The organism is Micromonospora musae (assembly GCF_003626635.1).
Taxonomy (GTDB): Bacteria; Actinomycetota; Actinomycetes; order Mycobacteriales; family Micromonosporaceae; genus Micromonospora; species Micromonospora musae.
In genome coordinates this window covers 373,368-386,697 of the sequence record NZ_RAZT01000001.1, presented here as the reverse complement: position 1 = coordinate 386,697, position 13,330 = coordinate 373,368, and the positions used below count along the sequence as shown (strand labels likewise).

Here is a 13,330-nt window from a genome sequence, read left to right as displayed (position 1 = left end):
GCCCCTCCTACCAGCTCAGCCCGTGGCCGTACGGGTGCAGGACGCTCGACCCGTCGGCCGTCGGGATCGTGACGGGCAGCCGTCCGCGTGGGGACAGCTCGCCGTGCAGCGCGCGGACCAGCGCGTCCATCGCCGCCCGGGTGTACGAGTACGTGGCCAGGTAGGTGTCGACGCCCGGCAGGTACGCCACGTCGTACGGGTCCCGGACGGCCACCACGATCACCGGTCTGCCCGTCGCGAGCAGCGCCGCGACGAGTCGCTGCTGACTGCCCCGCGGATCGGTGACCGTGGTGTCCCACGCCTTGTTCACCAGCACGACGGTGAGGTCGTGCCCGGCCGCCTCGGCTGCCGTCGCGGCGATCACCGCGTCCGACGGCAGGGTCGCGGGCCGTGCGGTGGCCCGGGCTCCGCGAGCGGCGAACCCGGCGGCGACGGTCTCGATCGGCGCGAACGCGGCGGTGTTCCAGCCGGTGACCAGCACCGATCGGTCGGCTCGACGCAGCGGCAGCAGCCCCGCGTCGTTGCGCACCGCCGTGAGGCTCGGGTCGGTGACGCGGGTGACGGCGGCGAGGTGCGCAGGCGCGCCGACGGTGCGTACCGCCTTCTCCACGTCGACCAGGGGGGAGTGCGCGAGTCCCTGCCGGTACTTCAGGGTGAGGATGCGGCGGACCGACTCGTCGACGCGCCGCTCGGTGAGTTCGCCGGTGGCGACCGCGCTCAGCACCGCGTCCCGGGCCAGCCGCAGGTCCGGCGGCATGAGCAGTTGGTCCGCACCGGCCTTGAGCGCGAGCACCGGGACCCGCTCGTCGCCGTAGCGTTCCCGGACGGCCGCCATGTTGAGCGCGTCGGTGACGACGACGCCGCGGAAGCCGAGCTCGCCCCGGAGTACGCCGGTGAGGATGCGCGGCGAGAGCGTGGCCGGGTCACCGGAGGGGTCGAGCGCGGGGACCACGATGTGCGCCGTCATGATCGACTCGACGCCCTCCCTGATTGCTCGCCGGAACGGCGGCGCGTCGATCCGATCCCACTCCGCACGGGTGTGGTTGATCACGGGCAGGCCGGTGTGGCTGTCGGTGGCGGTGTCGCCGTGGCCGGGGAAGTGCTTCGCGACCGCGGTCACCCCGGCGTCGTCCTGGAATCCGGTGACCTGCGCCCCGGTGAGCTCGGCCACCAGCCCGGCGTCGGAGCCGAAGGAGCGGACGCCGATCACCGGGTTCGCCGGGTTGACGTTGACGTCGGCGATCGGCGCGTACGGCTGGCGGATGCCGACCGCGCGCAGCTCCCGCCCGGTGATCTCGGCTGCGGTGCGCGCGGCCTGTGGCGACCGGGTCGCGCCCAGGGCCATCGCGCCGGGGAACTGCGCGGCGGGCGCGGGCATTCGCAGCACCACGCCCTGCTCCTGGTCGGTGGAGATGAGCAACGGCACCCGGCCCTTGCGCCCGTCGCCGAGCGCGGCCCGTTGCAGGCCGTTGGAGAGCGTGGCGATCTGGCGCGGACTGTCCAGGTTGTGCGACCAGGAGAAGTAGCAGACGCCGCCCAGGTCGAACCTCTCGACCACCTCGGCCGGGGTTTCGACCCCGAAGGCGGCGAGGTTGGCGGCCCGGTCGGCGGCGCTGGGCTCGACGGCGTCGCCGCCGTAGACGTAGGTGGCGAAGAGTTGGCCGACCTTCTGCTCGAGGCTCATGTGCCGCAGCGTCGAGGTGACCCAGCCGTGCTCCCCGGCGGGCGCCGACGCTGGTGGGGCGGCGGCGAGACCGGGCAGCGGGGCGGCGGTGGCACCCAGGACGGCGACCACGACGGAAGCGATGGCGAGACGGGTCTTCATCGACGACGACCTCTCAGTCCGGATGGCCGAAACTTAGCTACACGTCGATGAATCGTCAAGAAGGTTTGCTACATGCGGGGACGGCGTGCGGACCCCTCGCGGATCACCGCCGGTACCACTAGAGTCGACGGCAGCAATTCCCGTGGATCGATTCCTGCCACCCGCCACGGCGAGGAGCGCACCATGCAGCTGCCCGAAGGTGTCGAGGTCACCGGCCCCTGGCACGACCGCTACGACCAGATCCTCACCCCGCCCGCGCTCGCCTTCCTGGCCGAGCTGCACCGGGCGTTCGACCCCCGCCGTCGCGAGCTGCTCGCCGCACGCGCCGCACGCGTCGCCGCCCTGGCCGACGGTGGGCTGCTGGGCTTCCTGCCCGAGACCCGCGAGGTCCGCGACGGCGACTGGCGGGTCGCCCCGCCCGCGCCCGGCCTCGTCGACCGCCGGGTGGAGATCACCGGGCCCACCGATCCGAAGATGACCATCAACGCCCTGAACTCGGGTGCGAAGGTGTGGCTCGCCGACCTGGAGGACGCGAACACACCACTGTGGGAGAACGTGATCGGTGGCCAGCTCAACCTGCGCGACGCGATCGACGGCACACTCACCCACACCGGTCCGGACGGCCGGCGCTACGCCCTGCACGACGGCGAGTTGGCCACCATCGTGGTCCGGCCGCGCGGCTGGCACCTGAGCGAGAAGCACCTCCTCGTCGACGGCGAACGCAGCTCGGCCAGCCTCGTCGACTTCGGCCTCTACCTCTTCCACTGCGCGCGTCGGCAACTCGACCGGGGCAGCGGGCCCTACTTCTACCTGCCCAAGATGGAGAGCCACCTGGAGGCGCGGCTCTGGAACGACGTCTTCCTGCTCGCCCAGGAACGGCTCGACCTGCCCCGCGGCACCATCCGAGCCACCGTGCTCATCGAGACCTACCCGGCGGCGTTCGAGATGGACGAGATCCTCTACGAACTGCGCGAACACTCCGCGGGCCTCAACGCCGGCCGCTGGGACTTCATGTTCAGCGTCATCAAGACCTTCCGCACCCGGGGCCGGGACTTCCTGCTGCCCGACCGCAACGCGGTGACGATGACGGCCCCGTTCATGCGCGCCTACACCGAACTGCTGGTGCGTACCTGTCACCGGCGCGGCGCGCACGCCGTCGGGGGCATGGCCGCGTTCATTCCGAGCCGCCGCGACCCGCAGGTCAACGAGACGGCGCTGGCGAAGGTACGCGAGGACAAGACCCGCGAGGCGGGCGACGGGTTCGACGGCTCCTGGGTGGCCCACCCCGACCTCGTGCCGATCTGCCGTGAGGTCTTCGACGCCGTACTGGGCGACCGGCCGAACCAGCGCGACCGCACCCGCGAGGACGTCCAGGTCAGCGCCGCCCAACTCCTCGACGTGGCCGGCACCCCCGGTCGGCAGACCGAGGCGGGGCTGCGCAACGCGATAAGCGTCGGCGTGCAGTACCTCGCGAGCTGGCTGCGCGGCACCGGCGCGGTGGCCATCTTCCACCTCATGGAGGACGCCGCCACCGCCGAGATCTCCCGCTCCCAGGTCTGGCAGTGGCTGCACAACGGCATCACCCTCGACGACACCGGCGAGAAGGTCGACCGCGAGCTGATCGACCGGCTCGCCGACGAGGAACTGGCGAAACTCCCCGGCGACCCGGCCGACTGGGCGGCGGCCCGGGACCTGTTCCTGGAGGTCGCCGTGGCCGACGACTTCACGGACTTCCTCACTCTGCCCGCGTACGAGCGAATGCCCTGACCCCTGCGGCCGTGACGGGAGTTCGGCGATGACCACGACGGACATCAGCACCCTCGCCACGGCGCTACGACCCGTGCTCGGCGACGCCCAGGTCATCAGCGATCGGCAGGAGCTGCGCACCTACGAGTGCGACGGGCTCGCCCAGTACCGGGTGGTCCCCGCCCTCGTGGCGCTGCCGCGCACCGCCGCCGAGTGCGCGGCGACGGTCCGCGCCTGCGTCGACGCCGGCGTGCCGTTCGTGGCCCGCGGCTCGGGCACCGGCCTCTCCGGCGGGGCGCTGCCACACGCCGAGGGGGTGCTCATCGTCACCTCCCAGATGCGCGCGATCCGGGCCGTTCGGCCCGAGGACGAGCGGGCCGTCGTCGAACCCGGCGTCATCAACCTCCACGTCAGCCGGGCGGCCGCGCCGTTCGGCTACTACTACGCACCGGACCCGTCGAGCCAGCAGGTCTGCTCGATCGGCGGCAACGTGGCGGAGAACTCCGGCGGGGCGCACTGCCTGAAGTACGGCTTCACCACCAACCACGTCACCGGCCTGGAGGTGGTCACCCCCGACGGCGACCTGGTCCGGCTCGGCGGCCCGGCTCCCGATGCGCCCGGCTACGACCTGCTCGGCGCCTTCGTCGGCTCGGAGGGAACGCTCGGCATCACCACCGAGGTCACCGTGCGGCTCACCCGCTCGCCGGAGTCGGTGCGTACGTTGCTGGCCGGCTTCGCCGGCACCGACCAGGCCGGCGCGGCGACCTCGGCGATCATCGCGGCCGGCGTGCTGCCGGCGGCCATCGAGATGATGGACGCGCTCGCCATCGAGGCCGCCGAGGCGGCGGTGCGCTGCGGCTACCCGGCCGGTGCCGGCGCCGTGCTCATCGTCGAGCTGGACGGCCCGGCCGCCGAGGTCGACGCGCACTTCACCGACGTGGAGCGGCTCTGCCGCGAGCACGGCGCGGGGGAGATCCGGGTCGCGGCCGACGACGCCGAACGGGCGCTGATCTGGAAGGGCCGCAAGTCCGCCTTCGCGGCGGTCGGCCGGATCAGCCCGGACTACATCGTCCAGGACGGGGTCATTCCGCGTACCGCGCTGCCCGAGGTGTTGCGCCGCATCGCGGAGATCTCCGCGCAGCGCGGCGTCCGAGTCGCGAACGTCTTCCACGCCGGCGACGGCAACCTGCACCCGCTGGTCCTCTTCGACGACGCCGTGCCGGGCCAGGCCGAGCAGGCCGAGGAGGTCTCCGGCGCGATCCTCGACATCTGCATCGCGCACGGCGGCTCCATCACCGGCGAGCACGGCGTCGGCATGGACAAGGTCGGCCACATGCCGCGCATGTACAGCGCGGACGACCTCGACACGATGCAGCTGCTGCGCTGCGCCTTCGACCCGCGTGGCCTCGCCAACCCGGGCAAGGTCTTTCCCACCCCCCGGCTCTGCGGCGAGGTGCCCGGCCGGCGCAGGGGCGCCCACCCGCTGCAGGAGGCCGGTCTCGCGGAGGTGTTCTGATGCCCGACGACGTCCTCGCCGACCTCGCGGCGGCGACCGACGGTGACGCGGTGCGTCCCGCCGGGGACGGTGACGCAGTGGCCGGCGTCGCGCCCCGGTACGTCGCGGCCCCCGGCTCCACCGAGGAGGCGGCCGCGCTGCTGCGGGTGGCCGCCGCCCGGAACCTGGCCGTGGTCGTGCGCGGCGCCGGCACCAAACAGGACTGGGGCGGCCCACCGCGCCGCCTGGACCTGCTGCTGCAAACCCGCCGGCTCACCGGCGTCGTGGAACACGCGGCCGGGGACCTCATCGTCGTCGTCCGGGCCGGCACCCCGGTGGCGGAACTCCAGGCGAAGCTGGCCCCCGCCGGCCAGCAACTCGCCCTCGACACGCCGCTGCCGCCCGGCGCGGCGGCAACCGTCGGCGGCGTGGTCGCCACGAACACCAGCGGACCCCGCCGGATGCGCTACGGCACGGTCCGCGACCTGCTGATCGGGATCACCGTGGTGCGGCCGGACGGGGTGCTGGCCCGCGCCGGCGGCAAGGTGGTGAAGAACGTGGCCGGCTACGACCTCGGCAAGCTCTTCACCGGGGCGTACGGGACGCTCGGCCTGGTCACCGAGTGCGCCTTCCGGCTGCACCCGCTGCCGACCGCGCGGGCCTTCCTGAGCTGCCGGAGCAGCGACGCCGCCGAAGCCGGCAGCCGCGTCGCCGCCGTCCTCGCGTCGCAGTTGGCGCCGAGCGCCCTGGAGGTGGACGCGGCGCCCGGCGGCGGCACCGAGACGGCCGTTCTGCTCGAAGGCACGGCCCGGGGTGTCCGGGAGCGGGCCACCGCCGCCCGGGCGCTGCTCGGCGGGGCCACCGTCACCGAGCAGCCGCCCCCGTGGTGGTCGTCCTACCCGTGGCGATCCGGAGACGTCGGTCTGAAGCTCACCGCCGCCCTCTCCGGCGTTCCACGGCTGCTCGCGGCCGCCGCCGACGCGGCCCGCCGGCACCGGGCGCCGCTGACCGTCCGCGGCTCGGCCGGCACCGGCGTGCTCTACGGCGCGCTGCCCGCCGCCACCGCGCCCGAGGCGGTGGCGGCGATCGTCACCGAGCTGCGGGCCGAAACGGCGGCGGTCGGCGGGCACGTCGTGGTGCTGACCGCGCCGCTCGCCGTGGGGGAGCGGGTCGACAGGTGGGGACCCGTCGAGGGGCTCGACCTGATGCGCCGGGTCAAGGCGCAGTTCGATCCGGAGGCCCGCTTCGCGCCCGGACGCTTCGTGGGAGGGATCTGACGATGAGCGACGTTCCCGCCCAGCGTGGCCTACCGCACGGCGTGCCCCGCGACGTGTTGGGGCCGGTCGCCCCCGCACCGGGCGAGGCGGCCTTCGACGACGACCACCCACCCCGGCGGGACCTGGTCGACGACTGCGTGCACTGCGGCTTCTGCCTGCCCACCTGCCCCACCTACGTGCTGTGGGGGGAGGAGATGGACTCCCCGCGCGGACGCATCCACCTGATGAAGCAGGGACTCGACGGCGAGCCGCTGACCCCGTCCATGGTCGCCCACGTCGACCGCTGCCTGGGCTGCATGGCCTGCGTCACCGCCTGTCCGTCCGGGGTGCGCTACGACCGGCTCATCGAGGACACCCGCCAGCAGGTGGAGCGGCGGCACCGCCGGCCCCGCCGCGAACGGGTGCTACGCGCCGCCGTCTTCGCGCTCTTCCCCTACCCGCGGCGGCTGCGCCTGCTGCGTGGCCCGCTGCGGGCGTACCAGGCCAGCGGCCTGCGCCGGCTCGTCGGCCGCACCGGCCTACTGCCGCGCCTGGCCCCGCAGCTCGCCGCCCTGGACTCGCTGGCCCCCCGGATCGGAGCGGCCGGCCGCCTGCCGGAGCGGATCGCCGCGCGGGGACCGCGCCGGGCCACGGTCGGCATGCTCACCGGCTGCGTGCAGCACACCTTCTTCCCGGAGGTGAACGCCGCCACCGCCCGGGTGCTCGCCGCCGAGGGGTGCGACGTGCTGATCCTCCCCGAGCGGCAGGGCTGCTGCGGCGCACTCAGCGTCCACAACGGCCGGCGCGCCGAGGCGCAGCGCTTCGCCCGGGCGCTGGTCGACGCCTTCGACTCCGCCGGAATCGACTACTTCGTGGTCAACGCGGCGGGCTGCGGCTCCGCCTTGAAGGAGTACGGCGAGCTGCTCGCCGACGACCCGGCGTACGCCGAGCGGGCCGCATCGTTCGCCGGTGCGGTGCGTGACCTCTGCGAGCTGCTCGTGGAGCTGGGATCGGTGGCCCCGCGCCACCCGCTGCCGGTGACGGTGGCCTACCACGATGCCTGCCACCTGGCGCACGCGCAGGGCGTGCGGGCGCAGCCGCGCGAACTGCTGCGCGCCGTGCCGGGGCTCGCGCTGCGCGAGATCGCCGATCCGGAGATCTGCTGCGGGTCGGCCGGGGTGTGGAACGTGCTCAACCCGGAGCCGGCCGGGCAGCTGGGCGAACGCAAGGCCCGCGACGTGCTCGCCACCGGCGCGGAGCTGCTCGTCACCGCGAATCCCGGCTGCCTCATGCAGATCGCCGCCGCGGTGCGGCGGCAGGGCGGTGACCTCGCCGTGGCGCACACCGCCCAGGTCCTGGACGCCTCGATCCGCGCCCGCCCGGTCGATGATCTGTTGCGGTGAACGGGTCCCTCGCTCATCGCGGAAGCGATGAGCGAGGGACCCTTCTCCAGACTCCGACCGGTCCGCCGATCAGAAGGTGACGAGCGGATCTCCGAGGAAGTCGGCGATGAAGTTGACGAAGAAGAACCCGAAGAAGATCACATTAATGATCAACAATACGTAATGCCAGATCCGGGGACGTGCGGCGCGCGGCAGCCGGCGGTTCAGGTAGATCAGCATGAACGGGAAGATCAGCGCCCCGAGATTCGACATGTTCGCCGACCACTGCACCAGGCTGACCGGCAGCGCCAGGTGCAGGACGACCGCGATGATCACCAGCAGCAGGAGCATGAACGGGTAGTAGAACCGGCGTGGATCGCCCTCGATCAGCCGTCGCAGCCGGGGGCTGGTGGCGTGGGCGGCGTCCGTGGTCACCCGCACCATGCCCTCGAAGATCCCGAGCTGCGTGCTGAACAGGATCAGCACGCCGATCACCAGCATGAAGTAGAACATGCCCCGGCCGTACTCCGGCTCGAGCGCGCTCGCCACGAACGTCGGCACGGTCGCCGTGGTGGGCGCCTCACCGGAGAGCTGCACCGCCTGGGCCATCAGGATGGTGGGCAGCAGCATGCCGAGCATGGCGCCGACGAAGAAGATGCCCCACATGTCGGTGAGCAGCAGCCGGTACCACCGCTTCCAGCGGGCGGCGTTCGCCGGGTCGTCGGGGAAGGTGACGCCGCTGGCGAGCAGCTGCCGCCCGTCACCGCGCAGCCCCGAGATGTAGCCGGTGTGGTAGCCCATGCCGTAGCCCTTGTCCCGGTAGTGGCCCATCACGTACCAGTTCAGACCCGAGGCCAGGGCGGTGAAACCGGCGAGCCCGCCCAGCTGCGTCGCCGTGATGCCCTCCGGCGGAGCGGCGGGGGTGAAGAACCCGCGGACGCCCTCCCACCACAGGCTGCCGGGCACCACGAGCAGCGCGATGAAGAGCAGCGCCACCAGGATGGTCCCCACCATCACCCAGTTGGCCAGCTCCAGGGTGCGGCTGATCCGCCGGGCCGCCGCGGTCATCAGGAAGACCACCACGAGCAGAGCGATCGCCCACAGTCGGGGCTCCTCTGCCCCGGCCGGCGGTATCTCGCCGTGCACCAGCGCGTAGAGACCCTGACCGGCGGAGGCGGCCCAGCCGCCCGCGATGAACGCGAAGATGACCAGGAACACCCCCACCGGCACCCAGAGCAGGTAGCCGGGCGGAACCCGGCCCCAGCCGACGACCGGCGCCTCACCCGTGGCCATCACGTACCGGGACGATTCGACGTTGTAGAACGTCTGGAGGACGGCGGAGATGAGGATGACCCAGCCGACGCCGACGAAACCGAACTGCCCCACCGCCTGCGGGCCGAGCAGCCATTCGCCGCTGCCGATCGAGATTCCGAGCGCGATCAGGCTCGGGCCCAGCGCGTACTTGAACAACTGGGGAAGACCGAGCTTGCGTACGCCGAAAACCTGCTCCGGTTCGGGAAGATCGGCGATGGCGAGCGGTGGACGACTCTTTCCCAACGGATAGCTGCGGACGTCCGGGGCCTCAGTCACTTCGGTCATGAAGAACCTCCTTTGGGAAGGGCCCCCCTGACCGTCAATCGTCATGCCTCATTAATGCGTTGGCAATAACCTTTCGACCCCGACGGCGCGGGTCAACGGTCGACAGTGCCGGCCGGCGCCATCACCCGCAGCGCGTTCGCGGCCAACCCGATCCGGATCGGCGTACGGCCGAGTAGCTCACCGTCGACCTCGACCGCCGCGGGTCGATCGGTCTCCAGCCACAGCTCCCCGACGGCGAGGAACGGCTCGTCGTGCAGGGTGCGGCGGTGTCCGGTCGTGGCGTTGCGGACGGTGTCCCGCAGCAGCCCACGCCGACTCTCATCGCCCACCGGGTACGCCACCAGCAGCCGATCGTCGGCGTCCGCGTCCGCGGTGATCGGCCGTCCCGCGTGGAACCCGCCGTTGGCCACGTACAGCTGGCGGGTGACGTACGTGCGCTCGCCCCCGGCCGCCCGGATGGTGGCCCGCAGCGGCCGATGCCGGGTGAGCAGGGCCAGGGCGGTGAGCGGATACGCGACCCGACCGGTGAGTCGCTTCAGCCGCGGTGGCGTGGTGAGCATGATGTCGGCGGAGAGTCCGACGCCGACGTGGTTGGTGAACGGGGTGCCGTCGGCGATACCGAGGTCGACGTCGACCACCGTCCCGCCGACGAGCACGTTGACGGCCTGGTCGAGCCGGAGCGGGATGCCCAACGTCCGGGCGAAGTTGTTGGTGGTGCCCAGCGGCAACAACCCGAGCGCGATGTCGCGGTGCGCGAGCAGACGCGCCGCGGCGCTGAGGGTGCCGTCGCCGCCACCGGCGATGAGCAGGTCCGGTTCGAGCTCCGCGACCTCGGCGAGAGTCGACTCGAGCCGGCCGACCTGCTCCACCGGGTGGTTGGCGAGCAGGTGGAAACCGGCCGCCGCGAGCAGGCCGCAGGCCCGTTCGTACTGGTGGCGGCCTCGACGGGAGTGGGCGTTGACGACGAGCGCCGCCCGACGGTCGCGCCGGATGGCCTCGCCCAGCTCGCTCTTGGTCCGCATCAGGCCCCGAGAATATCCGCAGTGGACCGTCGTCGTCGCCGAAAGCACGGGCATCGGCCGGCGGCGGGACGGGGTCGTGGGTCAGCGCGAACGGGCTCCTGAACCGCCCCTATCATGACCCGATGCGCCGCCCGCTCGTCTTCGATCTCTTCCACACGCTGCTCGATGGCGCCGACGACGAGCGCGATCGGATGATCGGCGAGATGGCCGTCGCGATCGAGGTGCCGCCGCTCGCCCTCGTCGCCGCGTACCACGCCAGCTGGCGGGAGCGGTTGGTCGGCTGGGGTGTCGAGGAGACGATCCGGGTCCTCGCCCGACGACTCGGCCACGACCCGACCGATGCGCAGGTGTCGCGGGCGGCGACCCTCCGTCGGTCGTTCGCGCGCCGCACTCTCGACACGGCCACGGACGCCACGCTCACCGTGCTCGACAGGCTGCGCGCCGAGGGTCACCGGCTGGCTCTGCTCAGCAACGCCACCGCCGAGAGCGCGGCGGCCTGGCCGCGGAGCCGGTTGGCGTCGCGCTTCGACGTCGTGGTCTTCTCCTGCGAGGTCGGGCTCGCCAAACCCGATCCCGAAATCTACCGGCGCACCGCCGCCCGGCTCGGCGTAGAGCCCGCGGCGTGCGTCTTCGTCGGCGACGGGGCGGACGGCGAACTGGACGGTGCGGAGGCGGCGGGCATGACGGCGCTGCGGACCACCGAGCACAAGGACACCGATCCGAGTTGGCGCGGCCCCGTCATCGGCGGCCTCGGTGACCTGCCCGCCCTGCTGGGCGGGGCGGGCGTGGGCCGGCCCGGCAACTCGGTGAGCGGCGCGAGCCGCTGACCGGCGCGAGCCGCCGTGGTGCCGCCCTCGGGCTCGGGCGGTGCGCCACGGTCGCCGGTCAGCGCCGTCGCCAACCCCATCGGCGTCGCTCGCCGTCGGCCGCCTCCGGCTGTCGCAACTGCACCATGTCGGCCGCCACCCGCAGCTTCGCGACGATCTCCACCCCGGCCGGGCCGAGAAGGTTCGCCAGCTCCGTACCCAACTGCAGCACCGTCCGGGCTCGATCGAAGTCGCCGATGAGCGCCAGGCACTGCGCGTAGACCGCGTACGTGTTCGCCAGCTCCCACATGCTCAGGGGGCGGCTCGGGTCGGCGAGAGCCTGGCGCAGCTCGGCGGCCCGGGACGCGGCGAGCGCCGCCTCCCGCGCGTCGTCGCCGGTCGGATCGCCGGTGAGGGCGCGGTGCACCAGCGCGTTCGCGTGATTGTGGTAGGCGGTGCCCATCGCCTCGCGGGTCTTCGGTCCCGCTCCGGGCGGTGGGCCGGCCGTGTGCAGTCCCACCTCCAGCGCCCGACCGATCAGGGCGAGGCGGGTCGCGGGCTGGCCGGCGGCGAAGGCGCTCTCTCCGAGATCCAGCAGGGCGACGATCATCTCCGCGAGGGCCTCATCCCGGCGCGGGCCGGTCGCACTCGGCTCCTCTCGCCGCACCGCGTCGTGGACCTCGGCGAAGGCGACGACGGCCTCCTGGCCGAGCGTCGTGCTCGCGGTCAGGTCTCCCCGGGCGGCGGCCAGCATGCCGCGTCGCCACAGCGCCCGGGCCAGCTGCTGCTGGTCGCGGCGGTTCACCGGCCCGGAGCTCCGCAGCGCGGCCCGGTAGGCGTCGATCACCTCGCCCCACACCCGATCCGCCTCGGCCCAGGTGTGCTGCTGCTGCGACAGGGTCCGCGCCCGTTCGAACAACGCGGTCAGCTCGTCCGGCTGCATGGCCCGCACCGCCTTCGCCGTGGCACCCGCGGCCCGGCGCCGCGAATGATCAGCGTCGATTCTAGGTCCGCGCGTGCGTCTGGCGGCGACCCGACGCGTCGCCAATTCACCACCAACGGCGGGTCGCGGGCGGCGGGCGCAGCCTCGGCGTTCCCGCCATCACCGCAGGTCACCGCCCGTACGCTGCCGGGGGAGGTGTGCGAAATGGCGCAGACGCAGCGGGTGGCCGTACTCGGACTGGGCGGAATGGGCCGGCTGATGGCCACCCGGATCCTCCACGCCGGCCTGCCCACCACCGTCTGGAACCGTAGCCCGGAGCCGGCCCGGGCCCTCGGCGGGCAGGGGGCGCAGGTCGCCGACACTCCGCCGGACGCGGTCCGGGACGCGGACATCGTGGTCACGATGGTCACCGACACGGACGCGGTGCTCTCGATCGCCACCGACCGGGGCATGCTCGCGGCGCTGCCGGACGGCGCGATCTGGGCGCAGATGAGCACCATCGGGGTGGCGGGCACCGAACGGATCGCCGCCCTGGTGGCCGAGGAACGTCCCGGGGTCGTCCTCCTGGACGCCCCGGTGTCCGGCAGCCGGGGCCCGGCCGAGCAGGGAAAGCTGGCCGTGTTCGCCTCCGGCCCCGAGGAGGTCCGGGACCGGGTCGCCCCGGTCTTCGACGCGGTGGGGCAGCGTACCGTCTGGCTCGGGCCGGTCGGCGCGGGTTCGCGGATGAAGCTGGTGACCAACCTGCTGCTCGCCTTCGTCAACGAGGGCATCGCCGAGTCGCTCGCGCTCGGCCGGGCGTTCGGGCTGGACCGGGCGGTGTTGATCGACGCGCTCCGCGGTAATCCCGTCGTCGCCCCGTGGGCGAGCGAGAAGCTGGAGCGGATCGGCCGCGACGACTACTCGCCGCAGTACCCGCTCCGGCTGGCGCTCAAGGACGTGCGGCTCGCGTTGGCCGACGTCGACGAGGTGGCGCGGCTGACCGTGGCCGAACGCCTGGCCGCCTGGTGGCAGCAGGTGGTGGAGCAGGGTCTCGGCGATGAGGATCTCACGGTGGTCACCCGCGCGATCGAGCGCTGAACCGGCGCCGCCGACCCGGGGGCCGCCCCGCTTGGTCGAGGTATTCGAACTGATTTCAGGCGGTAGGTCAGATCCGTAGGGTTAAGGTGATTTTGCGCAGGTTCGAAGCGGCCCGTTGTCCCTGGCCCTAACCGCAGCACCCGCGGCGCGGGCCACCGCAGACCGTGAAGTGCGGTGGA

10 protein-coding genes are annotated in these 13,330 nt (G+C 72.9%); 6 read left to right on the top strand and 4 right to left on the bottom strand.

Going from position 1 to position 13,330, the window contains the following annotated elements:
* Positions 1-7: 7 nt before the first annotated feature.
* A complete protein-coding gene (locus D7044_RS01800) occupies positions 8-1,825 on the bottom strand; it encodes a glycoside hydrolase family 3 protein (RefSeq protein ID WP_120687727.1) in 1,818 nt (605 codons plus the stop codon).
* A gap of 183 nt (positions 1,826-2,008) precedes the next feature.
* On the opposite strand from D7044_RS01800, the gene aceB reads away from it, so the two are divergent.
* The 4 genes from aceB to D7044_RS01780 are packed head-to-tail and all read left to right on the top strand — an operon-like array spanning position 2,009 to position 7,725.
* The gene (gene aceB / locus D7044_RS01795; RefSeq protein ID WP_120687726.1) at positions 2,009-3,592 is read left to right on the top strand and encodes a malate synthase A; all 1,584 of its coding nucleotides are present in this window, start codon (positions 2,009-2,011) and stop codon (positions 3,590-3,592) included.
* A 28-nt stretch (positions 3,593-3,620) separates the two neighbouring features.
* A complete protein-coding gene (locus tag D7044_RS01790) occupies positions 3,621-5,087 on the top strand; it encodes an FAD-linked oxidase C-terminal domain-containing protein (protein ID WP_120687725.1) in 1,467 nt (488 codons plus the stop codon).
* A complete protein-coding gene (locus D7044_RS01785; RefSeq protein WP_120687724.1) occupies positions 5,087-6,343 on the top strand; it encodes an FAD-binding oxidoreductase in 1,257 nt (418 codons plus the stop codon). The genes D7044_RS01790 and D7044_RS01785 overlap by 1 nt, the downstream gene beginning before the upstream one ends.
* A 2-nt stretch (positions 6,344-6,345) precedes the next feature.
* Positions 6,346-7,725 (top strand): (Fe-S)-binding protein, encoded by a 1,380-nt coding sequence (locus tag D7044_RS01780; RefSeq protein WP_120687723.1) that lies wholly within the window; start codon positions 6,346-6,348, stop codon positions 7,723-7,725.
* A gap of 69 nt (positions 7,726-7,794) precedes the next feature.
* Here the strand turns inward: D7044_RS01780 and D7044_RS01775 are convergent, their stop codons facing one another.
* Both D7044_RS01775 and D7044_RS01770 read right to left on the bottom strand, forming a co-directional pair.
* On the bottom strand, positions 7,795-9,303 hold the full coding sequence (locus tag D7044_RS01775; RefSeq protein WP_120687722.1) for an Nramp family divalent metal transporter: 1,509 nt from the start codon (positions 9,301-9,303) through the stop codon (positions 7,795-7,797).
* Between the two features lie 92 nt (positions 9,304-9,395).
* Complete coding sequence (locus D7044_RS01770; RefSeq protein WP_120687721.1) at positions 9,396-10,325, bottom strand: diacylglycerol/lipid kinase family protein; 930 nt, start codon at positions 10,323-10,325, stop codon at positions 9,396-9,398.
* Positions 10,326-10,447: 122 nt separating this feature from the next.
* On the opposite strand from D7044_RS01770, the gene D7044_RS01765 reads away from it, so the two are divergent.
* On the top strand, positions 10,448-11,152 hold the full coding sequence (locus D7044_RS01765) for an HAD family hydrolase (protein WP_120687720.1): 705 nt from the start codon (positions 10,448-10,450) through the stop codon (positions 11,150-11,152).
* A gap of 58 nt (positions 11,153-11,210) precedes the next feature.
* On the opposite strand, the gene D7044_RS01760 is transcribed toward D7044_RS01765, so the two are convergent.
* The gene (locus tag D7044_RS01760) at positions 11,211-12,074 is read right to left on the bottom strand and encodes a hypothetical protein (RefSeq protein ID WP_120687719.1); all 864 of its coding nucleotides are present in this window, start codon (positions 12,072-12,074) and stop codon (positions 11,211-11,213) included.
* Positions 12,075-12,278: 204 nt separating this feature from the next.
* Here D7044_RS01760 and D7044_RS01755 point away from each other — a divergent pair, with 204 nt between their 5' ends.
* A complete protein-coding gene (locus D7044_RS01755) occupies positions 12,279-13,151 on the top strand; it encodes an NAD(P)-dependent oxidoreductase (RefSeq protein WP_158609940.1) in 873 nt (290 codons plus the stop codon).
* Positions 13,152-13,330 lie beyond the last annotated feature (179 nt).

What these genes read in the sequence shown, in the direction of transcription:
- D7044_RS01785 (WP_120687724.1), top strand. Translation starts at nt 5,087, where the DNA reads ATGCCCGACGACGTCCTCGCCGACCTCGCGGCGGCGACCGACGGTGAC.
- D7044_RS01790 (WP_120687725.1), top strand. Translation starts at nt 3,621, where the DNA reads ATGACCACGACGGACATCAGCACCCTCGCCACGGCGCTACGACCCGTG.
- D7044_RS01765 (WP_120687720.1), top strand. Translation starts at nt 10,448, where the DNA reads ATGCGCCGCCCGCTCGTCTTCGATCTCTTCCACACGCTGCTCGATGGC.
- aceB (WP_120687726.1), top strand. Translation starts at nt 2,009, where the DNA reads ATGCAGCTGCCCGAAGGTGTCGAGGTCACCGGCCCCTGGCACGACCGC.
- D7044_RS01775 (WP_120687722.1), bottom strand. Translation starts at nt 9,303, where the DNA reads ATGACCGAAGTGACTGAGGCCCCGGACGTCCGCAGCTATCCGTTGGGA.
- D7044_RS01760 (WP_120687719.1), bottom strand. Translation starts at nt 12,074, where the DNA reads ATGCAGCCGGACGAGCTGACCGCGTTGTTCGAACGGGCGCGGACCCTG.
- D7044_RS01770 (WP_120687721.1), bottom strand. Translation starts at nt 10,325, where the DNA reads ATGCGGACCAAGAGCGAGCTGGGCGAGGCCATCCGGCGCGACCGTCGG.
- D7044_RS01780 (WP_120687723.1), top strand. Translation starts at nt 6,346, where the DNA reads ATGAGCGACGTTCCCGCCCAGCGTGGCCTACCGCACGGCGTGCCCCGC.
- D7044_RS01800 (WP_120687727.1), bottom strand. Translation starts at nt 1,825, where the DNA reads ATGAAGACCCGTCTCGCCATCGCTTCCGTCGTGGTCGCCGTCCTGGGT.
- D7044_RS01755 (WP_158609940.1), top strand. Translation starts at nt 12,279, where the DNA reads ATGGCGCAGACGCAGCGGGTGGCCGTACTCGGACTGGGCGGAATGGGC.